Origin of the sequence: Nesterenkonia aethiopica, assembly GCF_039534665.1 — a bacterium.
In the GTDB taxonomy this organism is placed as follows: domain Bacteria; phylum Actinomycetota; class Actinomycetes; order Actinomycetales; family Micrococcaceae; genus Nesterenkonia; species Nesterenkonia aethiopica.
This window is the reverse complement of record NZ_BAAAVT010000011.1, coordinates 56,453-75,771: the sequence shown is the minus strand read 5'-3', so window position 1 is coordinate 75,771 and position 19,319 is coordinate 56,453. Positions and strand designations below refer to the sequence as shown.

The window sequence follows — 19,319 nt, the reverse complement described above, 5'->3', positions numbered from 1 at the left end:
CCTCACCTTGTGGTGGACAGCTGGGCGGGGGAGTCAGGGTCGGAGGACGCCGGGGCGGCACGTCCCGGGGAACGAGTGTGCCACGACAGCGCCAGGTAGGCGGCGGCGCTGAGCAGGAACGCGGGGATGGAGGCGCCGACGGCCAGGGGCCAGACGTAGGTCCAGCAGTAGATGGACGCGGCTCCGGCGAACCACACCAGGAAGGCCCGCCAGTTCACACCCTGGCGGTACCAGTAGGCGCCGCCGGCGGAATTGAGGATGTCCCGGGTGTAGCGGGCGCGGCGCAGCAGGTAGTAGTCGATCAGCAGGATCGCGAACACCGGAATGAAGAAGGCGCTGATCATGACCAGGAAGTCGGTGAACTGGTCCAGCAGGGCCAGCCAGGTGGAACCGAGCACGGAGACGCCGCCCAGCACCAGCGCAGTGGGCAGGAAGCGGAAGCGGCGCCCGGGCAGCAGGCCGACCGCCGACGTCGTCATGCCGTAGACGGCCATGGTGTTGGTGGCCATCACGGAGAAGAAGATCACCACGGCCACCGGGGTGCCGAAGCCCTCCACGAACGCCACCGGGTCGAAGGCCTCCGGGCTGGTGCCGGAGGCGATCAGGTAGGAGATTCCGGTGAGCCCCAGCAGCATGGCCAGCACCGTGGAGGTCGTGTAGCCCAGCCCGGAGCCGACGACGCCGGCCCGCGGGGTGCGGGCGAAGCGGTTGAAGTCCGCGGAGAGCACCGTCCAGGAGATCGCGGTGGCGATCACGATGTCCAGGGCGATGATCGAGGTCATTCCGGCCTCGGGGTCCTCAGGAAGGGCCTGGAAGTCCGTGACGGAGAACGCGGAGAGAGCCAGGTAGAACACGTAGCCCATCACCGCCAGGATGAAGACCGCCAGCCAAGGCTCGACCTTGGCGATCCCGGAGTGGCCGAAGATCGCCAGCGAGACCACGATGATCTCGCAGACCACCGACCACAGAACCGGGTTGGACCAACCGGTGAACCCGGCGATCAGGTGGTCCACGGTGATGCCGGCCAGCATGGCCTGCACCCAGCTCCACCCCATCAGGACCGTCACATTGGCGGCCACCGGCAGCATGGAGCCGCGCAGTCCGAAGGGCCCGCGGGTCAGCGCCATGGTGGCCAAGCCCGTGCGGGTGCCGATCGCGCCCACTGCGGTGAGCACCGCCGCCCCGACCAACGTCCCGATCAGGATCGCAGTGGCCGCGGCCCCATAGCCGATCCCAGGGACGAACAGGGTCCCGGTGAGCATGGTGGTGACCACCAGGTTCGCGGCCAGCCAGATCATGAAGATCCGGCGGCCGGTGAGCTCACCGACGACCGGCTGCCCCGTCTCGGAGTGGGTCTCGAGGTGCTGGTCGAGGCGGCGGTAGAGGTTCATGGGCTCAGGCTTCCTGGGTGTTCTCGACCTGGGTGTTCTCGACCTGGGCGTTCTTGGACTGGCCCATCGCGGAGATCAGCTCGTAGACCACGTGGCTGGCCGCCACGGCCGTCAGCTGGGCGTGGTCGTATGCCGGGGCGACCTCGACGACGTCGGCACCCACCAGGTTCAGGTCCGAGAGTCCGCGGATGATGCGCAGCAGCTCCCGTGAGGTCAGGCCACCGGCCTCCGGGGTGCCGGTGCCCGGCGCGTGGGCCGGGTCCAGGACATCGATGTCCACCGAGATGTACACCGGGCGGTCGCCGAGGCGGGCGCGCAGCCGCTCGATCGCCGCCGGGACGCCGTGCTCCTCGATGAACTCGCTGGTGGTGATCTGGAAGCCCAGGCGGGCGTCGTCGTCGAGGTCGCCCTTGCCGTAGAGCGGACCGCGGATGCCCAGGTGAGCGCTGGCGGTCAGGTCGATGAACCCGTCCTCGGAGGCGCGGCGGAACGGCGTGCCGTGAGTGATGGGGGCGCCGAAGTAGGTGTCCCAGGTGTCCAGGTGGGCGTCGGCGTGCAGCACCGCCACCGGGCCGTGCTTCTCCGCCATGGTGCGCAGCAGGGGGTAGGCGATGGTGTGGTCGCCGCCGATGACCACCAGCTTCTCGGCCTGGGTGAGCAGGTCGCGGGCGCCGTCGGCCACCTGCTGGATGGCCTCGTCCAGGTTGAACGGGTTGGCCACCAGGTCACCGGCGTCGGCGACCTGCTGCACGGCGAAGGGGGAGATGTCCTGGGCCGGGTTGTAGGGGCGCAGCAGGCGCGAGGCCTCCCGGACGTGGGAGGGACCGAAGCGCGCCCCGGGGCGGTAGCTCACTCCGGTGTCGAAGGGGACCCCGGCCACGGCGATGTCGGCGCGGCCGACCTCGTGCAGCTCCGGGAGCAGGGCGTAGGTGGCCCGGCCGGCGTAGCGCGGGGTCTTGGAGCTGTCGCGGGGGCCGACCGGCGTCGTGGGGGTGTTCTCGGGGGAGGACTGGCTGGTCATGATGTCCTTTCGGGGCGGGGGAAGGGCAGGAGGCGGGGGAGGAGGCGGTGCCTCAGTCCAGGGCGATGGGCTTGAGCTCGTCCCAGACGTCGCCGGGGCCGGGGTTGTCCGTGGCGGTGGAGCCGCCCAGGTGGTCCATGACGCCCCAGACGGCGTTGAGCGCGGTGGTGACGGCGCCGTCGGCCCAGCCGGCGGTGAAGGAGATGTCGTCGCCGGCCAGGAAGATGCCGCGCTGGTGCTGCGGCAGGTCCTTCTGCACGAAGTGGTTGAACAGCTTCTCCTGGTACCGGTAGTGGCCCGGCAGGTTGTTCTTGAAGGCGCCCATGAAGTTGGGGTCGGCCTCCCAGGAGACGGTGATCGGCTGGCCGATGATGTGGGAGCCGATGTCCAGGGTGGGGTAGATCTTGTGCAGCGAATGCAGCATGAGCCGGGTGCGTTCGTCGGCGTCCAGCGGCAGCCACTTCAGGGCGTCGTCGTTCCAGGTGTAGGAGAGCAGGATCGCCGCCGGCTTGTCCGGGCCCTCGTCCAGCAGGTAGGTGGCCCGCGGGAGCCGGTCGGTCAGCGTCATGGACATCACCGGGCGGCCGGTCTCCGGGTCGATGTCCCGCCAGAACGGGCGGTCCACCATGACGAAGGTCTTCGAGGAGAGCATGTAGTGGCTCTTCTCGATGGCGTTCCACATCTCCGGGGTGAACAGATCCTCGTCGGTGTCGATGCGGGCTGAGAGCAGCCAGGACTGGCAGGTCACGACGGCGGCCGGGTACGTGGTGGTGCGGCCCCACTTCTCGGTGATGGTGACGCCGCCGTCGGGCAGCGAGCCGTCCTGGCCGCGGTGGATGCCGGTGACCGCACCACGGGGTGCGCCGCCGTGCAGCGATTCCAGCGACGTGCCGGCGGGCCAGTGGACGATGTCCTCCGGAGCGTGGCGCCACAGCGACTCGGGCAGCCGCTGGGCGCCGCCGACGATGCCGCGGTGGTCGTCGTCGGCGTCGGTGAAGACGACGCGCAGAACCTCGAGCACGGAGTTGGGGAAGTCGGTGTCCCAGCCGCCGGAGCCGAAGCCGACCTGGCCGAAGGTCTCGATGTGCTTCCAGCTCAGTGCTTTGAAGGCCTCGGAGCCGGCGACGAAGCCGTAGAAGGACTCGTCGTCGAAGCGGGCCACCAGCTCGTTCCAGAGCCGCTTGAGCATCTGGGCGTCCCGGTGGCGGATGGCGTTCTGCACGGCGTCGAGCTCGGCCTCGTCCCGCAGTGCCTGCTTCCACGCCTCGGCGACCTCCCGGTAGAGCGGCGGGAGCTGGTCTTCGGTCTCCGCGTAGGTGGGCTCGGGCTCGTGGGCGAGGTCGATCACGGTCGAGGGGGTGACGGGCGAGAGCGGGTTGGGGAACGCACGGGTCTCCAGGCCCAGCTTGTCCACGTAGTGGTAGAAGGCGCGGCCCGTGGTGGGGAAGCGCATCCCGCCGAGGTCGACGACGACGTTGGGGGCGCCGTCGAAGGCCTGGGACTTCAGGCGTCCGCCGATCCCGGCCGCCTCGTAGACCACCGGCTTCAGGCCCATCTTCATCAGCTCATAGGCGGCCACGATGCCGGCCAGGCCTCCGCCGACGACGGCGACCTCGGTGCCGTGCGCCTGTTCCGGGACCCGGCCCAGTCCGGTCGGGCTCGCCAGATAGTGGTCGTAGCTGAAGGGGAAGTCCGGACTGAGCATCGTCAGGGGCGGGGTGACAGCGGGCCGCTCGGCCGCGGGGGAGTCATCGGGAAGCGGGGTCGAGAGCGTCATGGGCGGTCCTCACGAGAAGGGGGTGGGCGTGTCGCCGGTGGCGTCGGCGGGCAGGGTGCACCGGTGCGCACGGCGGGGATCTGCTTCCGAATGTACTGAGAGGCGCGTCACATGGCAATAGGGAAAAGTTCAGGACGAGGGTGCTGATGATTCCCTTCTGACGGTCGATCCGCCAGAATGTGACGCAGAAGGTGTTCCATGTTCTCTCCATGATGATGATCTGCCCGAGATGGTGTCGCATGTGGGGAAATCGGTGGGTCGGCCTCTGGGGGCCGCCGATGGAAGGAGGAAGCCGATGGCGACGTCGATCGACGACGAGCTCATCGCCGCGCTGCAGGAGGACGGCAGAGCCAGCTTCAGCGCGTTGGCGGAACAGCTGGGGGTCCCGCGTTCCGTGGTGTCCGCGCGTGTGCGGGAGCTCATCGACTCCGGTGCAGTGCGCATCGTGGCGGCCGCGGCGCCGGCGTTCCTGGGGGAGAGCTGCTTGGCCCACGTGTCCATCACCGGGCGCGGGGAGCTCAGCGGCGTGGTGGAGGAGCTCAGCGGCCGCGACGACATCCCCCTGGTCTCGGCGATCTCCGGCTCCCAGGACCTCGTGGTGGAGGTCCGGGCGGCGGACCACGAGGCCCTGTTCGAGGTGCTGGCCCAGGTGCGCAGCTTCCCCGAGGTGGCGCGCATCCGCACAGCCATCTACACCGAGGTGCTGCGCGGATCCTTCGTCTCGGACTACGACGGCGGCGGCCGGGTGGACGAGATCGACAGCGAGCTGGTGGAGCTGCTGCGCCACGACGGACGCATCAGCTACCGGGACCTGGCCCGGCAGGTGCGGCTCTCGCCGACGGCGGTGCGCAGCCGGGTGCGGCGCATGCTCGACGACCGGATCCTGCGGATCAGTGCGGTGGTGACCCACTCCGCCCATGCCCGCCGCGTCAAAGTGGGGGTGGGGCTGCACCTGGGTGGGGAGGACGAGTCCGTGGCCCGGAGGCTCATGGGCTATCCGGAGACGGAGTTCGCGGCGATGAGCATCGGGCCCTTCGACCTGATCGCCACTCTGGCCTCCTCTGTGCCCGGGGACGTCTTCGCCCGGCTCGACGACCTCAAAGGCCTGCCCGGGGTGACCGGGATGGAGACCTGGTTCCACCTCAAGACGCTCAAGGAGGACTACTCCCGCGCGATCTGAGGCGATCCGTCCGCAGTCTCCCCTGCGTTGTCTCCGCGGTTTGGGCCCTTATGAGCTCGAATCTCGCGCCATAAGGGCCCAAACCGCAGAGGCAACGTGGTGAGTGCGGAGCCGTCGTCGTGCGTCACTCGGCGAAGGCGATGCTGCCGTCCCGGCGGCCCGCCTCGCCGAAGACAGTGAATGACACAGCCGCACACAGACCCCAGCCGACGCCGGTGGCCACCAGCAGCAGCGCGGCGAACCCGAGGTCCCAGCCCAGCTGCCCAGCCTGCAGCTCGCGGATGAGCTGCAGCCCATGGGTCAGCGGGATGCCCTGCCCCAGCGCCTGGAGCCAGCCCGGCCAGATGGTGACCGGGACCGTGACTCCACACATCAGCATCACCAGGATGTGGGAGACGTTCGAGGTGACGTTGCGCCACCGTGGCGAACGCAGCACCACACCGGCCAGCGTCAGCGCCATCAGGTACATCGCCGCCACGGTGGTCAGCAGCACCGGGACCGCCACCAGCGCCAGCACAGGATCCCAGGTGATGCCGAAGGCCGGGCCGAGCAGGAACAGCGCCACCGAGGACGTGGCCGCCCCGCTGGGGATCCACTGCAATGACCGGCCGAAGAACACCGGCCACAACGGACGGGGTGCGGCGACAAGCAGCGGCAGCGTGCCTGCCCGCCGTTCCCAGGTGGTGGAGGCGATGGACATGAACACCTCGACGACGGCGACCATCACCGCCTGCCCCAGGAACAGATAGACCAGCGCGGCCCGGTCCTCCAGCAGGACCCCGATCAGTGCGAAGAAGATCACCTGGGCCAGGATTCGGCCGAGCCACCCGAACACCCAGGTGGCGGGGGTATAGATGGCCTTCAGGTCCGCGCGGGCCACCCGGCTCGCGGCGATCACGGTGTCAAGCATGGGTGAGCCTCCCGGTGGAGCGCACTCGGCGCAGGGTCGCGGAGAGCAGGATCAGGCTCAGCCCGAGTCCGCACAGGCCGAGCCCCGCGATCACGGCCAGTCGCAGGGCCAGGTGCTCCACGGCGTCGGGCGCCATGGCATCACGCAGCAGATCCGAGGACCAGGAGAGGAAGACGCCGCGGGCCGGGATCTCCACCCAGGCCGGCAGCAGGGACACCGGGACGAGCACCCCGCCGAGGACGAAGAACGGATAGCTCAGGGAATTCTGGAAGATCCGGGCAGATCGTGCCAGGACGAACAGGCTGGACATCACACCGGCCCAGCAGGTCATCGCCAGATACGTCACCAACTTGGTCGCGCTGAACGCACCGGGGTGGGCGATGCTCACCGGTCCGCCGAGGATCAGGCTGCCCACCGTCCAGGACTCCAGGAACCCCAGCAGCGAGATCATCGTCACCGCGGCGATCCGCCCGAACAGCACCAGCCCGAACGGTGCCGGAGCTGCGAGCAGCCCCTCCAGGGAGCCGTTCTCCCGCTCCCGGGAGATCAGCTCCCCGGCGGTGAGCAGGGAGACGCTCCACATGGTCATCAGAGCCGGAGCCAGCACCGCGTGCCCCATGAGCTCGTGCCGGTCGGCGTGCAGGAAGATGGTCACGAACACCACGGTGAGCAGGGGCGCGGTGATGAGCGGCATGAGCCAATCGGCGTTCCCCCGCATCTGCCGCACCTGTTCGGAGAAGCCGGCGACGACGGCGATCCACAGCATGTGCCTCACACCTCCATGCCTCGGGAGGCGCCGGCCTCGGAGGTTCGGCTGAGCAGCTCGAAGTAGAGGGGCTCCAACGTGCCGGCGGCCGGGGGCGCGTCCAGATGCCTCAGAATGCTGCCGCGGTCGATCATGGTCACTGTGTCCGCCAGCGCCTCCGCCTCAGCCAGGTCATGGGTGGTGAGCAGCACTGAGCGGCCCTCCTGGCGCAGCTCGGTGATCAGGCCGCGGAACTCGCGGGCGGAGATCGGGTCCATGCCGACCGTGGGCTCATCGAGGATGAGCAGCTGCGGGTCGGCGACCAGGCCGCGGGCCAGATGCAGCCGCTGCTTCATGCCCCGACTGAAGGTCTCCACCCGCTCCGTGCCCCGGGAGGCCAGACCCAGGCGCTCCAGCAGCTCGGCGATGCGGGCAGTGGCCGCCCGGCGTCGGAGGCCGTGCATGCTGCACCAGAAGCGCAGGTTCTCCTCAGCGGTGAGGCGCTCATAGAGCCCTCGGTCGCCGCCGAAGACGATGCCGATGAGACGCCGCACCGTCCGGGCGTCGGCCACCACGTCATGTCCCAGCACCTCGCAGGTGCCCGAGGTGGGCAGCAGGACGGTGGAGGCGATGCGGCACAAGGTGGTCTTGCCCGCGCCATTGGGCCCCAGCAGGGCATGGACGCCGCCTCGGGGCAGGATCAGGTCCACCGCGGAGAGAGCGACTCGGGTGACGGAGGTCTGTGTGATGAAGGATCGGGTGAGGGCGTCGACGTGGAGAGCGGTCATGTCTGACAGTCTTCTCGGCATGGACGGCCCGAAGTCTAGTCAATATGACGTAGTTCGAGGCTAGGCTGGAGTCCGTGATGCAGTGCAGACAGCGCCTGGAGCGGAGCAGCGTCGCCTGGCTGGCGGGGGACCGGCATGGGACGTGGGCCGCGCTCGCCGACGCCGCGGAGCTGGCCGGTGAGGATCCCGGGCTGCGGGCTGAGGTGGAGGCCTGGCGGTCCGTCGCGTTCGTGCGGGCCGAGCGGCAGGACGATGCCGAAGAGTCGGCGCTGCGGGCGCTGAGCCTGGCGGAGGAGGCGGCATCGGCCGGCCACCGGGCGGACGACCCCGCGCGACGCCGCGCTCTCGCCCACGCCCGGGTGAGCCTGGCCAGTGCGCGGGGCCTGCGCGGGGGGAGCCTCGACCATGTCGTAGAGCAGGCGGCCGAGCTGGAGAGACTCGCCGCCGCCGATGTCCCGGGCTTCGAGGACGTGCGGTCCCGAGCGTTGTCGAACTGGCTTGTGCTGCGACAGGAAGTGGCGCCGCCGGAGCCGCAGGATTGCGCAGCGGTGGTCGACGCCTGGACAACGGTGTCGAGGGCCTGCACGCTGGCGAGAGACCTCGCCGTCCAGGGCACGGTGATCCGTCAGGCTGTGGACTTGGGTTTCCGCACCGGGCATTGGGCGCTGGGCTGGGACTATGCCCGGCTCCCGGAGGCCGCGCAGCTGCCCAAGGACGAACAGGTCGCCCTCTGGTCCAAAGCGGCCATGCTGGCCTGGGAGCGCGGCTGGGACGACGAAGCTCGGGAGCTCGGGCGTCAGGCCTCGCGTGCGACCACCGCAGTGAGCATCCCCTGGGTGCGGCTCTACGGGTATCAGGGTGCGGTGGTGGCGGCCGCCGCCGGAGGCGGGTCGATCCCCGCGGCGCTGGTGTCCTATGCGCAGTGCGTGACGCCCCAGGAGCACGCGACCAGGCCCCACCGTGCCATGGATACGGCGCTGGTGGCTCTGGAGTCCGGCTGCTCTCCGGAGCACATTCGGGGCTTCTTTCGGCAGGCGCTGCCGGACCGCGCGGATGATGCCCGGGGGAGCAGCGGTTACGGTGGAGTCCTCGCTGCGGTCCTGGAGGCGGCCCTGCGCGTGGCGGAGGGACGGGATCCGGAACTGGTGGGCGTCGACGTCGTCCCTTCCGAGGGCTGGTATGCGGCCACGTTGGGGCGACTCGGGCTGCTCAGGGCGCGAGCTCTCGGGCGTCAGGATCGTCATACCGCCGCTCTGCAGGAGCTGGACGCCGCTCGGCGGCTGCTCCGCTCCTGGCCGGGACGGGTGCGCGACGCCGTCGAGCAGGAGATCCGGACCATGGCCCGTCCACCGCGCGCCACACCCGCGCAGGCCGCCGTGCTGGCCCTGCTGGTGGAAGGGTGGCCGAATCGGCGCATCGCGGATCAGCTGGGTCTGAGCGACCGCACTGTGGCGGTCCATGTGGCCGCTCTGCTGAGGAGTTCCGGGGCGGCGTCGCGCACTGAGCTGGTCGTGCACGAGATGGTCCGCCGCTTCGCCCGCCAGTGACGCTCCGCCCCCTCTATCCGTTGCCTCTGGAGGTATGGTCGCTCTGGCGGTACTGAAGCGGGGTTCAGCGACCACATCTCCGGACTCAACCGGGAAGGGACGCCTGGTCGGTCGAGCGCGTCAGGCCCCAGGCCCGCAGCGCCAGGTGGACATCGAGGTTCCGCGGTGCCCGGTCCCACCCCTCGCCGAGGATCCGGCGGATGGACTGCAGCCGCTGCTTGACGGTGCTGCGGTGCAGGAACAGGGCCTCAGCGGTGCGGTCGATCCGCCGGTCGGTCTCGAAATAGGTCGCCGCCGTGCGCACCAGCTCGGTGCCCCGTTCGGCATCGTGGGAGACCAGCGCGGCGATCGGCGCGGTCAGGTCGATCGGATCCCCCTGGGCCTCGGCCTGGCTTGCCGCGTGGAGCACGGCACCGACCACACCCACGTCGGCAGCGTCCACCAGCCCCTGGCGGCCGCCCAGCCGCATCGCCGTGACGGCCAGGCGTGCGATGCGGTGGTGCTTCGGCAGGTGGCGGATCGACGGCATCGGCCCGGACCAGGCGCCCTGGATGCCCAGCCCCTGCTCGGAGGCCTGGCGGCGTGCGGACGCCACCCAGCGCTCGTCGTCGAAGATCACACACAGCTGGTCGCCGAGGGGCGCCGCCAACCGGGTGCCCGGGAGGCCACGCAGCAGCCGGCGCACGGCGTCGGTGTCCTGTGCGGGCAGGATCACCGCGACGTGGATCGGGTCGTGCAGGCCCAGCCGCCAGCGTTGCAGGCGGCGGGCGAGCCGGTGGTCGGAGATCGGCCGTTCGGCCAGCAGATCCTCGATCACGTCCAGCTGCTGGCGGTGCTGAGCGTCCTCCTCCGCCCGGACGAACTGCAGCGCCAGCGCCATGTGCGCCGCCGCGTGATCGAGCAGCTGAAGCTCGGCCGGGTCCTCGACGCCGCAGGTCACCAGGTGCCCCAGGGCGTCATGGCCGGAGCGGATGGGCGCCACGACGACGGCATCAGGGCCCTCGCCGATCCGCAGGGCCCGGCCTTCGGCGGTCGCCGCCTCCAGGGCTGCGGGCTCCGGGGGTGGGATCGTGGGTGTGCGGCATGCCGGGTCATCCGGGTGGCCAGGCCGGGCTGCGGCGACGGCGATCTGCTCGCCGGACTCGGAGAGCAGCGCCACGGGTGCCCCGAGGGTCCGTGCGGTGAGCGTCAGGACGCCGTCTTCGGTGGGGGCGCGGTTGATCTCGTGGAGCAGCTCGGCGTCGAAGTCCATCAGCTGTGTGCGGGAGACGAGCTCCTCCTGGCTGCGCTCATGCTCGCGGCTGAGCTGCTCGGCGTCGTGCAGGGCGCGGGTGTACCGCTCGGCATTGTCCAGGGCCACGGCGGCGTGCGTGCCCAACGAATCCGCGACGTCGATCTCCTCCGGGCTGAAGACCCGGTGGGAGCGTTCAGCGACCATGAGCGCGCCGATGACCTGCCCACCCACCAGCAGGGGCACTCCCATGATGGTCAGCACGCCCTCGCCGGCGACGATCTCATCGATGGAGTCCAGGTGAGGGATCGACTCGTCCCGCAGATAGTCGGTGGTCTGATACGGAGCCACGCCGGTGGCCACCCGACCGAGGATGCCGTAGCCGATCGGCATGCGCAGCGTCCGGTACTCCTGGGTGGTGACGCCGTCGGACTGGCGGATGTAGGTCTCGCCGGCGGCATGGTCGTTGAGGCTGATGTAGGCCATGTCGGAGCGCAGCAGGTGCCGGGTGCGTCGGACGATCGACTGGAGCACCGATTCGACGTCCTGCAGGCTGGACAGCTCGGCCGCGGTGTCCAGCAGTGCCCGCAGCAGCGCTTCCCGGCCGTGACCGGTCTCGTCAGTGCCTGAGCCATCCAAGGTGTCCACCATGGACACATCATAGGAGAATCCTCAGCCACGGTGGCTGTGGCCCAGGGAACAGGGAGCTGATGTCATCAGACACAGCACCACGCCCGCCTCACACCTGCCGAGACGCCCAGGAGAATCATCCGTGAAGATCAGAGGTGCCGTCCTCGAAGAGATCGGCCGCGCCCGCCCCTACGCCTCCACCGAGCCGCTGCGCATCAGCGAGCTGACCCTCGAGGCTCCCGGACCCACAGAGGTCCTGGTCCGCATGGAGGCCGCCGGGGTCTGCCATTCGGACCTCTCGGTGGTCAACGGCCACCGGGAACGCCCCGTGCCCATGCTGCTCGGCCATGAGGCGGCCGGCATCGTGGAGGCCGTCGGCTCCGCCGTCGACGACGTCAGCCCCGGCCAGCGGGTGGTGATGACGTTCCTGCCGCGCTGCGAACAGTGCGAGAACTGCGCGGCCGGGGGACGACTGCCCTGCACCCGCGGCTCCCGGGCCAACAACGCCGGCGAGCTGCTCCACGGCCATCGCCGCCTGCGCCGCGACGGTGCCGAGGTCCATCACCACCTCGGCGTTTCCGGATTCGCGACCCACGCGGTGGTGGACCGGGCCAGCGTGGTGCCGGTCGGCGACGACGTCCCGCCCCATGTGGCCGCCGTCCTCGGCTGTGCCGTGCTCACCGGAGGAGGGGCCCTGCTCAATGCCGCGCAACCCGCGCCGGCGGAGTCGGTGATGATCGTGGGCCTGGGCGGCGTCGGAATGGCCGCACTCATCACCGCCCTGGCCGAAGGCTGCCAACGAGTGATCGGCGTGGACATGGCCGAGGACAAGCTGACCATGGCCGGCCAGCTCGGAGCCCATGAGACGTGGACGCCCCGGCAGGTCGCCGAGGAGGGCCTCACCGCGGATCACGTGATCGAATGCGCCGGAAGCCCGCGCGCCTTCGAGACCGCCTTCGACGCCACCGCACCGGGAGGCCGCACCGTCACCACCGGGCTGCCCGCCCCCACCGCCACTGCCACGATCTCCCCCTTGCGCATCACCGCAGAGGCCCGCACCGTGATCGGCTCCTATCTGGGCTCCTCGGTGCCCAGCCGGGACATCCCCCGGTACGAGCAGCTCTGGCGCGACGGGCGACTGCCGGTGGAGAAGCTCATCACCTCGCGCATCCGCCTGGAGGACATCAACCAGGCGATGGACGACCTCGAAGACGGACGTGCCGTGCGGCAGATCATCGAGTTCGACGCCGACCCCGCACCCGCCGATGCGGAGCAGCCCGTATTAAGGGCCCTCGACCACCACCTCGCCCACCACCTCGCCCACCGACAGGGAGCATGATCATGGCCCAGACCATCGAAGACCACGGGGACAGCCCCGGAGAGCAGGGCGACGGCGCCCCCTCCTCACCCCACTGGAAGGTCGGCCCCTTCGAGATCCGGCTTCCCTTCGTCCACTACCGCCTCGAATGGCCCGACTACACCCAGGGTCTGCTGATGTGCGCGGTGGACCTCGCTGCCATCCCGATGATGATCACCCTGCTGGGCATGCCCTTCGAGGTGGCGCTCGCCGTGATCCTGCTCAACGGGTTCCTCTACCTGACGCACCATCTGCTGGGCGATCCCGTGGTCCCGGGGTGGATCACCCCGGCGATCCCGTTGGTCATGGCCTACTGCATGACGTTCCCGGAAGGCCCCGAGCGCGTCCATGCGCTGATCTCCTTCCAGATCCTGCTGGGACTGTTCTCGATCCTGCTCGGCGTCACCGGGCTGGCCAAGCGGGTGGTGCGCGCCATCCCGCCGGCCATCAAGGCCGGTGTGCTCATGGGTGCGGGCATCGCTGCGGTGCAGACCGTCTTCGAGGAGGGCGGCCAGTTCGAGCAGTTCCCGATCACCATCACCATCGCGATCGGGCTGGTGTTCTTCCTGCTGTTCTCCCGTCACTTACCCCGCTGGCGGGAGAGGAACCTCCTGGCCATGCAGATCGGCAAGCTCGGTGTGCTGCCGGCGATCCTGGTGGCCGTCCTCATCGCCCCGCTGACCCGCGAGGCGGAGTGGTCGCAGATCGAGTGGGGTATCGTGCAGCCCGACTTCCTCACGCTGTGGCGCGAGTACACGATCTTCGGGCTGGGCCTGCCGCCGCTGATGATGTTCGTGACCGCCATCCCCACCGTGCTGGCCACCTACATCGTGGTCTTCGGAGACACGCTGCAGGCCAACGCCGTGCTGAAGCAGGCGAACAGAGCCCGGCCGGACGAGAACGTGGAGTACAACCCCGACCGCTCCCACCTGATCTTCGGCGGACGCAACGCCCTGATGGGAGTGATCGGCCCCGACGTCGCGATGTGCGGTCCCTCCTGGTCGGCCATGCTGGTGGTGATCACCGAACGGTACAAAGAGGGCCGGAAGGCTATGAAGTCCCTCTACGGAGGAGCCGGGTCCTTCCGCTGGGGCACCAACACGGGCCTGCTGCTGCTTCCCATCGTCACCCTTGTGGAGCCGGTGCTCGGCGTCGCGATGGCCCTGACCCTGCTGGTCCAGGCCTACGTGAGCGTGCGGATCGGCATCATGGAGGCCCGCAGTCAGCGGGATCTGGGGATCGCCGGAGTGACCGCCGGAGCGCTGGCACTGCTCGGTGCGGCCTGGGGGCTCGGCGTCGGGATCCTGCTCTGCCTGGTCATCTACGGCCGTGACTTCTTCCGCGGGGAGAACGACGGCACGTTCGCCGAGGAGCAGGCCTGATCCGCGCCGTCCCTCCCCGTTGCCTCCGCGGTTTGGGCCCTTATGACGCCGGAATCGGGCTCAAAAGGGCCCAAACCGCGGAGGCAACGTCATGAATGGGGGAGAGGGCTCATACCCAGTGGCGCACGCGGCCCCCGGTGATCACCCCGGCCACCGGGATGTGCGGCAGGTCGGAGGGCGCGACGGCGAAAGGATCCTCGCGCAGCACGGTGAAGTCGGCGAACATCCCGGGGCGGATCTCCCCGGTCAGGTGCCCCATCCCGGCCGCATGGGCGGCTCCGGTGGTGAAGCCGGTGATCGCCTCGCCCACGCTGAGGCGCTCCTGGGGCTGCCAGCCGCCGTCGGGCCTGCCGTCCGGCCTCTGGCGGGTGACCGCCGCGTGGATCCCGCCCAGCGGCGACGGCGGCTCCACCGGCGCGTCCGAGCCGAAGGCGAGCGTGGCCCCGGCGTCGATCAGCGATCGCCAGGCGTAGGAGGCCATCGGCCGGTCGCCCATGAGGCGCTCGGCCAGCTCGAAGTCCGCGGTGGCATGCAGAGGCTGCATCGACGGCACCACGCCCAGTGCCGCGAAGCGCCGCACGTCCTCGACCGCGAGGTGCTGGGCGTGCTCGATCCGGTGCACCAGCGGGGAGGCCGGGACGACGCCGGAGCTCACCTGCTCCGCCAGCCACTGGTACGCGTCGAGGACCAACTCATTGGCGCGGTCCCCGATCGCGTGGGTGGCCACGGCCAGCCCGGCGCTCGCGGAACGGGCCAGCAGGTCGCGCAGCCCGGTCTCCTCGGTCACCGCCACCCCGTGCCCGTGCGTGGACCCGACCAGGGGCTCATGCATCAGGCACGTGTGGGAGCCCAGGGCGCCGTCGGAGAAGATCTTCACCGGCCCGGTGCGCAGCCAGGCGTCGCCGGAGCCGGTGTACCGCCCCTCGGCCAGGGCCAGATCCAGGTCCGGGGCGAGGACCGCCTTGGTGATGCGCATCCTCAACCGCCCCGTCGCGTGCAAGGCCGCGAATCCGGCACGGACGTCCTCACCGTCGAAGTCGTGCACCCCGACCAGCCCCTGGGCCCAGAGCTGCCGTTGGGCGTGCTCCAGCTGGGCGGTCAGATCGCCGGCGGCGCCGGAGGCCAGGATCTGGTCCACCGCCCGCCCGGCAGACTCCCGCAGGATGCCGGTGAGCTGCCCGTCGGTGTCGCGGTCGAAGCTTCCGCCCACCGGGTCCGGCGTGGAGGCGTCCAGCCCCAGGGCCTCCAGGGCGGCGGAGTTGACCCACCAGGTATGAGCATCTGTGGAGTGCAGAGCGGTGGGGAAGGAGCCGGTGACGGCGTCGAGCGCTCGGCGGTCCGGCACCTGGGGGACGTCCCAGACGTTGTGGTCCCAGGCCTGTCCGAAGATCCACTGGGGCTGCTGCGGCCAGGTGCCCTCGGCCTTGGCGGCCTCCACCCGGTCCCGCAGGTGGGCCGCGACCCGCTGCAGGGCGGCCTCCAGGGAGGTGCAGTCCCGCAGGGCGGCGGAGAAGAGGCCGCGGGCGTAGAGTCCGGTGTGGACGTGGGCGTCCACGAATCCGGGCAGCACCACCGCGCCCTGCAGGTCGATGACCTCCTCGCCGGCAGCGAGATCGGGATGCAGCCGGGTGGCCTGTCCGACGGCGGCCACGCGTTCGCCTCGGACCAGCACGGCGTCGCCGCGGGCCTCACCGATGCGGGCCGAGGGGATCACTCGGGCGTTCACGAAAAGCGTCACGCGATCACTCTAGCGAGGCGCGGCTGCAGACACGGCAGGGCGGCGTCGGGATGTGCTCCCGACGCCGCCCGCTCCCGGCTCACGCGGCTGAAAGTCTCAGCACGCGTGAGTTCTGGTGCTCCGGTCTGTGCCTCAGCTCAGACCGGGCAGTCTCTCAGCAGGGGTTCCCTGCGGTGACCTGGCCCCCTGACACCTGCTGCTCACCAGCACCGATGCTGTAGTCCTGGTGGTCGTTGTTGTCCCAGGATCCGGCGCCGTCGTTGAAGGCGGCGGTGATGCCGTCCGCGTCGTCGAGCTGGATGTCTGCCCGGAACCAGCCGTCACAGGCCTCAGCCATCGCCACACCCGGCACGTCCGTCCAGCCGCCGTCTCCCACCTGGTAGTGGATGCGCGGGTTCTCCCAGCCGGTCTCGTAGAACACCGTCAGGTCGGGGTCCTCGCCCGGGGCGGGCTGGCCCTCGCAGGGGTCGCCCTCGGCGAGCTGTCCGTCAGAGACCTGGATGACACCGGAACCGATGGTGTAGTCCGCACCGTTGTTGTTGTCCCAGGTGTCGCCGCCGTCGTTGAATGCGGCGGTGATGGTGCGGGCGGTGCCGAGATCGATCTCTGTGTGGGCCCAGCCCTCGCAGACCTCGGTCAGCGCGTCACCGGGCGCGTCGGTCCACGCCCCGTCGCCCACCTGATAGTGGACGTGGGGGTTGTCCCAGTCGGTGGCGTAGAACAGGGACAGCTCGCGCTCCTCAGGCGGCGTGGATCCGCCGTCGTCGCCGTCGCCGTCTCCGTCACCGCTGGCCGGAGTGGCGCCCACGTGCAGCGCCACAGCCGAGTCGGGGCCCACGTGGGCGCTGAAGGTACCGTCAGTCGCCACGGTCACGGTCTCGCCGGCGCAGCCCTCGGAGGTGGCGCCGCCGGTGTAGACGTTGCAGTAGTCCCCGGCCGGCAGAGAAGTCTGCCAGGTGTGCTGCACGCTGTTCGGCCCACGGTTGGCCACCAGGAAGCCCCTGTCATCCCGGCCGAAGGCCAGGGCATGGGAATCGTTGGTCCACGTGTCGGTCACCGGGGCGTCCCCGACGGCGTTGCGGAACCCGACCATGTTGGCCACCTCGGTCTGGGCGTGGACGCAGGTCCAGTTGTCCTCACCGCAGACCGCGTCACGGACCCGTCCGTCTCCGTGCTGGACGGGGCCGGCGTCGTAGTCGCTGAAGGAGTAGCCCGAATGCACTGCGGGCTTGCCGTAGGGCCAGGCGAGGGTGAACGCCTGGGCCAGGCGGTAGGCGTCGCCGTCCTTGTAGCTCAGGGTCTCCCCGTTGCGCTCGGTGTCGTGGTTGTCCACGAAGGTGCCGGCGTATTCATCAGCGATGAAGCCGTCCCAGGTCTCGCCGATGCCCTCGCCGGAGAGCAGCCAGTGGATGTCGCCGCCGTCGAAGGCCTCCTTGAGCTTTCGGCCCCAGGTGAACTCGTGGACGTCGCCCAGGTGCTGGTACTCCTCGGGCTGGATGGGCTCGCCACCACCGCGGATGACCTCGGAGACGATGTAGATGTCACTGAGGTCCACGCGGTCCAGGATGCCCGTGAGGTCGTCGGCGGAGATGTGCTTGACCGCATCGATGCGGAAGCCCTCGACGCCGAGGCTGATCAGGTCCTCGAGGTGTTCAGCGATCCTGGACTGGACGTAGTCGGCGCTGGTCTTCAGGTCGGCCAGGCCGAGCAGGTCGCACTCCTGGACCTCCCAGCGGTTGGTGTAGTCCTGCACTTCGCAGCCGTGGTTGTGGAAGTCGGCGGGGGAGTAGGTGCCTGGGTAGTCCGTGTGCTCGAACTCGTTGCCATTCCAGCCCACACCTTCCTGCTGGCCGGTCATGTGGTTGATCACGACGTCGGCGATGACTTTCACGCCGGCCTCGTTGCAGGTATCCACCATGGCGGCGAACTCGTCGCGGGTGCCCAGGCGGGACTCGATGTCATAGCTGACAGGCTGATAGTGGGTCCACCACGGCTCCCCGTGGATGTGCTCCTGGGTGGGGGAGGTCTGGACATAGCCGTAGCCGGCGGGGCCCAGGGTGTCGCGACATTCGCGGGCGATCGCATTCCAGGTCCACTGGAACAGGACTGCGGTGGTCTCCTTCTCCCCCTCGGCTGCGCCCTGCGCCGCAGTGCGGACCTCGGGAAGACGGTCAGTGTGATGAGCGGAGTTCGGCGAGGCGTTCTCCGCTCCGCGCTGGCCTGCGTGCTCGGCGGCGTTCTCCGAAGCCGGAGGACCACCTTCGAAGGCGGTGGCGGCGGGCATGGTGGCCGGGGCGAGCAGCGCCCCCGCCAGACCGAGTGCCCCTGCGGATCTCAGCGCCTGCTTCCGCAAGCGCTTCCAAGGCGAGTGCGGCACAGGTTCCGCCGTACTCTGTGTCGAAGTCATCTCTGCTATCTCCAAGGTGTTGGCAACTCGTCCGCCGGGAATCGGAGGAGAAGCGTCGTCGCCGAATGGTCGACGACCGCGTCGAAGCGACGTCTCGTTGTTGAAGATAGCCCGAATGTGACCCAGATCGCAAGGTTTTATGGAAGCGCTTGCAGATGCATTGTGTGGGCGTACGCGAGCGACCCCTCCCGCCTGCGGCCTGCGTGGCCGGAGCGAAAGGGGTCGCGTCGGGTCTGGGGCTTGCGGGTCTGGAGCTCGCGGGTCTGGAGCTCGGGCCGGGTGTCACTGGCGGGGGAGGAACTCAACTGATGCGCCAGTCCGAGATGCCGGTGCGCAGTCCGGTGTCCGGGCCGGGGTTGACGAACTGCTCGTAGCGCTCGTCGTCATCCAGGTGAAGCTTCAGCCAGGCGATGCTGTACTTCGCGATCGTGGTGTTCGACCGGTTGGGGGCGAAGTGGCTGGCCCCGCGCAGCTCCAGGTAGGCCCGCTGTCCGGCGTTGGTCAGGGACTCGTAGAACGGGATGGAGTGGCTGCGCACCGGGGCGGTGCGGTCGTTCTCCGCCCCGATGATCAGGGTGGGAGCATCCACGGAGCTCCAGTTCTTCTTGGCGTTCCACGGGGTCAGCGGCACCACGGCCTGGATCTCGTCGCGGTCCTCGGCGGCCTGCAGCGCCCCGCCGCCGCCCATCGAGTGACCCATCACGGCCTGACGGCCCTCGTCGATGAGTGGGCCGACCACGCTGTCGTCGATGGCGTGGTCGAGTGCGCTGAGGAGCTGTGTGGCGCGCTGGCGCGGCTGGTCGTAGCGCGAGTTGGTGTCGAAGGTGACCACGACGAAGCCGAAAGAGGCCAGGCGCGGTCCCAGCCAGGAGATGGAGGACTCGCTGGCCGTGTATCCCGGGGAGATCGCGACGACGCCGAAGGTCTCGTCGGTGCCGGTGGGGTAGTGCATGGTGCCGCCGTTGAAGCCGTCTGCGGCGAAGCGCGAGATGCTGCGCTCTCCGACGCTGTAGCTGCCCCGAGTCTGCTCGATGGAGGACTCGGTGGGATCGGGGCCGCGGCTGGTGTCCGCCTCGGCCTGGGCGGCCGGTGCCATCAGGCCGAGCAGTGCGATGAGGGTCAGCAGCAGTGTGCCGACGCGACGGAGGTGTGTCATGGATTCCTCTGGTGTCAGGCCTCCGGCGGGGGAGGCGGCTGGCGGGTGCTCCTCGATGA

General features: G+C 69.8%; 14 protein-coding genes. 4 read left to right on the top strand and 10 right to left on the bottom strand.

Annotated features, from left to right (window positions below; all coding sequences use genetic code 11):
• Window positions 1-2 precede the first annotated feature (2 nt).
• Genes ABD658_RS09735 through ABD658_RS09725 form a run of 3 tightly spaced genes read right to left on the bottom strand, consistent with a single transcriptional unit; the run spans window position 3 to window position 4,189 of the window.
• A complete protein-coding gene (locus tag ABD658_RS09735) occupies window positions 3-1,391 on the bottom strand; it encodes a purine-cytosine permease family protein (protein ID WP_344680776.1) in 1,389 nt (462 codons plus the stop codon).
• 4 nt (window positions 1,392-1,395) lie between these two features.
• On the bottom strand, window positions 1,396-2,412 hold the full coding sequence (speB, locus tag ABD658_RS09730) for an agmatinase (protein ID WP_344680773.1): 1,017 nt from the start codon (window positions 2,410-2,412) through the stop codon (window positions 1,396-1,398).
• A gap of 52 nt (window positions 2,413-2,464) precedes the next feature.
• Complete coding sequence (locus ABD658_RS09725) at window positions 2,465-4,189, bottom strand: flavin monoamine oxidase family protein (RefSeq protein ID WP_344744392.1); 1,725 nt, start codon at window positions 4,187-4,189, stop codon at window positions 2,465-2,467.
• A 295-nt stretch (window positions 4,190-4,484) separates the two neighbouring features.
• Here ABD658_RS09725 and ABD658_RS09720 point away from each other — a divergent pair, with 295 nt between their 5' ends.
• A complete protein-coding gene (locus ABD658_RS09720) occupies window positions 4,485-5,369 on the top strand; it encodes an Lrp/AsnC family transcriptional regulator (RefSeq protein ID WP_344680771.1) in 885 nt (294 codons plus the stop codon).
• A gap of 124 nt (window positions 5,370-5,493) precedes the next feature.
• On the opposite strand, the gene ABD658_RS09715 is transcribed toward ABD658_RS09720, so the two are convergent.
• From ABD658_RS09715 to ABD658_RS09705, 3 genes are read right to left on the bottom strand one after another with little or no spacing between them, the layout of a single operon-like run.
• Entirely contained in the window at window positions 5,494-6,279 is a 786-nt protein-coding gene (locus ABD658_RS09715; RefSeq protein WP_344680769.1) for an ABC transporter permease, read from the bottom strand.
• The gene (locus tag ABD658_RS09710; protein WP_344680767.1) at window positions 6,272-7,045 is read right to left on the bottom strand and encodes an ABC transporter permease; all 774 of its coding nucleotides are present in this window, start codon (window positions 7,043-7,045) and stop codon (window positions 6,272-6,274) included. Before ABD658_RS09710 ends, ABD658_RS09715 begins: the two co-directional genes overlap by 8 nt.
• Before the next feature lie 5 nt (window positions 7,046-7,050).
• Window positions 7,051-7,812, bottom strand: coding sequence for an ABC transporter ATP-binding protein (locus ABD658_RS09705; protein ID WP_344680765.1), 762 nt, complete (start codon window positions 7,810-7,812; stop codon window positions 7,051-7,053).
• A 77-nt stretch (window positions 7,813-7,889) separates the two neighbouring features.
• Here ABD658_RS09705 and ABD658_RS09700 point away from each other — a divergent pair, with 77 nt between their 5' ends.
• Window positions 7,890-9,359 (top strand): helix-turn-helix transcriptional regulator, encoded by a 1,470-nt coding sequence (locus tag ABD658_RS09700; protein ID WP_344680859.1) that lies wholly within the window; start codon window positions 7,890-7,892, stop codon window positions 9,357-9,359.
• Between the two features lie 85 nt (window positions 9,360-9,444).
• Here ABD658_RS09700 and ABD658_RS09695 read toward each other — a convergent pair whose 3' ends face one another.
• Window positions 9,445-11,241, bottom strand: coding sequence for a helix-turn-helix domain-containing protein (locus tag ABD658_RS09695; RefSeq protein ID WP_344680763.1), 1,797 nt, complete (start codon window positions 11,239-11,241; stop codon window positions 9,445-9,447).
• A gap of 121 nt (window positions 11,242-11,362) precedes the next feature.
• Here ABD658_RS09695 and ABD658_RS09690 point away from each other — a divergent pair, with 121 nt between their 5' ends.
• Window positions 11,363-12,559 (top strand): alcohol dehydrogenase catalytic domain-containing protein, encoded by a 1,197-nt coding sequence (locus tag ABD658_RS09690; RefSeq protein ID WP_344680761.1) that lies wholly within the window; start codon window positions 11,363-11,365, stop codon window positions 12,557-12,559.
• A 2-nt stretch (window positions 12,560-12,561) separates the two neighbouring features.
• Window positions 12,562-13,959, top strand: coding sequence for a permease family protein (locus ABD658_RS09685; RefSeq protein WP_344680759.1), 1,398 nt, complete (start codon window positions 12,562-12,564; stop codon window positions 13,957-13,959).
• 109 nt (window positions 13,960-14,068) lie between these two features.
• Here the strand turns inward: ABD658_RS09685 and ABD658_RS09680 are convergent, their stop codons facing one another.
• The 3 genes from ABD658_RS09680 to ABD658_RS09670 all read right to left on the bottom strand — a co-directional run bounded on the left by ABD658_RS09680 (window position 14,069) and on the right by ABD658_RS09670 (window position 19,260).
• On the bottom strand, window positions 14,069-15,697 hold the full coding sequence (locus tag ABD658_RS09680) for an amidohydrolase (protein ID WP_344680757.1): 1,629 nt from the start codon (window positions 15,695-15,697) through the stop codon (window positions 14,069-14,071).
• Window positions 15,698-15,851: 154 nt separating this feature from the next.
• Window positions 15,852-18,104, bottom strand: a complete 2,253-nt coding sequence (locus tag ABD658_RS09675) for a carbohydrate binding domain-containing protein (RefSeq protein ID WP_344680755.1) — start codon at window positions 18,102-18,104, stop codon at window positions 15,852-15,854.
• 301 nt (window positions 18,105-18,405) lie between these two features.
• Window positions 18,406-19,260 (bottom strand): alpha/beta hydrolase family protein, encoded by an 855-nt coding sequence (locus tag ABD658_RS09670; protein WP_344680753.1) that lies wholly within the window; start codon window positions 19,258-19,260, stop codon window positions 18,406-18,408.
• Between the last annotated feature and the right edge of the window lie 59 nt (window positions 19,261-19,319).

What these genes read in the sequence shown, in the direction of transcription:
- ABD658_RS09670 (WP_344680753.1), bottom strand. Translation starts at nt 19,260, where the DNA reads ATGACACACCTCCGTCGCGTCGGCACACTGCTGCTGACCCTCATCGCA.
- ABD658_RS09685 (WP_344680759.1), top strand. Translation starts at nt 12,562, where the DNA reads ATGGCCCAGACCATCGAAGACCACGGGGACAGCCCCGGAGAGCAGGGC.
- ABD658_RS09695 (WP_344680763.1), bottom strand. Translation starts at nt 11,241, where the DNA reads ATGGTGGACACCTTGGATGGCTCAGGCACTGACGAGACCGGTCACGGC.
- ABD658_RS09675 (WP_344680755.1), bottom strand. Translation starts at nt 18,104, where the DNA reads ATGACTTCGACACAGAGTACGGCGGAACCTGTGCCGCACTCGCCTTGG.
- ABD658_RS09710 (WP_344680767.1), bottom strand. Translation starts at nt 7,045, where the DNA reads ATGCTGTGGATCGCCGTCGTCGCCGGCTTCTCCGAACAGGTGCGGCAG.
- ABD658_RS09700 (WP_344680859.1), top strand. Translation starts at nt 7,890, where the DNA reads ATGCAGTGCAGACAGCGCCTGGAGCGGAGCAGCGTCGCCTGGCTGGCG.
- ABD658_RS09720 (WP_344680771.1), top strand. Translation starts at nt 4,485, where the DNA reads ATGGCGACGTCGATCGACGACGAGCTCATCGCCGCGCTGCAGGAGGAC.
- ABD658_RS09705 (WP_344680765.1), bottom strand. Translation starts at nt 7,812, where the DNA reads ATGACCGCTCTCCACGTCGACGCCCTCACCCGATCCTTCATCACACAG.
- ABD658_RS09735 (WP_344680776.1), bottom strand. Translation starts at nt 1,391, where the DNA reads ATGAACCTCTACCGCCGCCTCGACCAGCACCTCGAGACCCACTCCGAG.
- ABD658_RS09715 (WP_344680769.1), bottom strand. Translation starts at nt 6,279, where the DNA reads ATGCTTGACACCGTGATCGCCGCGAGCCGGGTGGCCCGCGCGGACCTG.
- ABD658_RS09725 (WP_344744392.1), bottom strand. Translation starts at nt 4,189, where the DNA reads ATGACGCTCTCGACCCCGCTTCCCGATGACTCCCCCGCGGCCGAGCGG.
- speB (WP_344680773.1), bottom strand. Translation starts at nt 2,412, where the DNA reads ATGACCAGCCAGTCCTCCCCCGAGAACACCCCCACGACGCCGGTCGGC.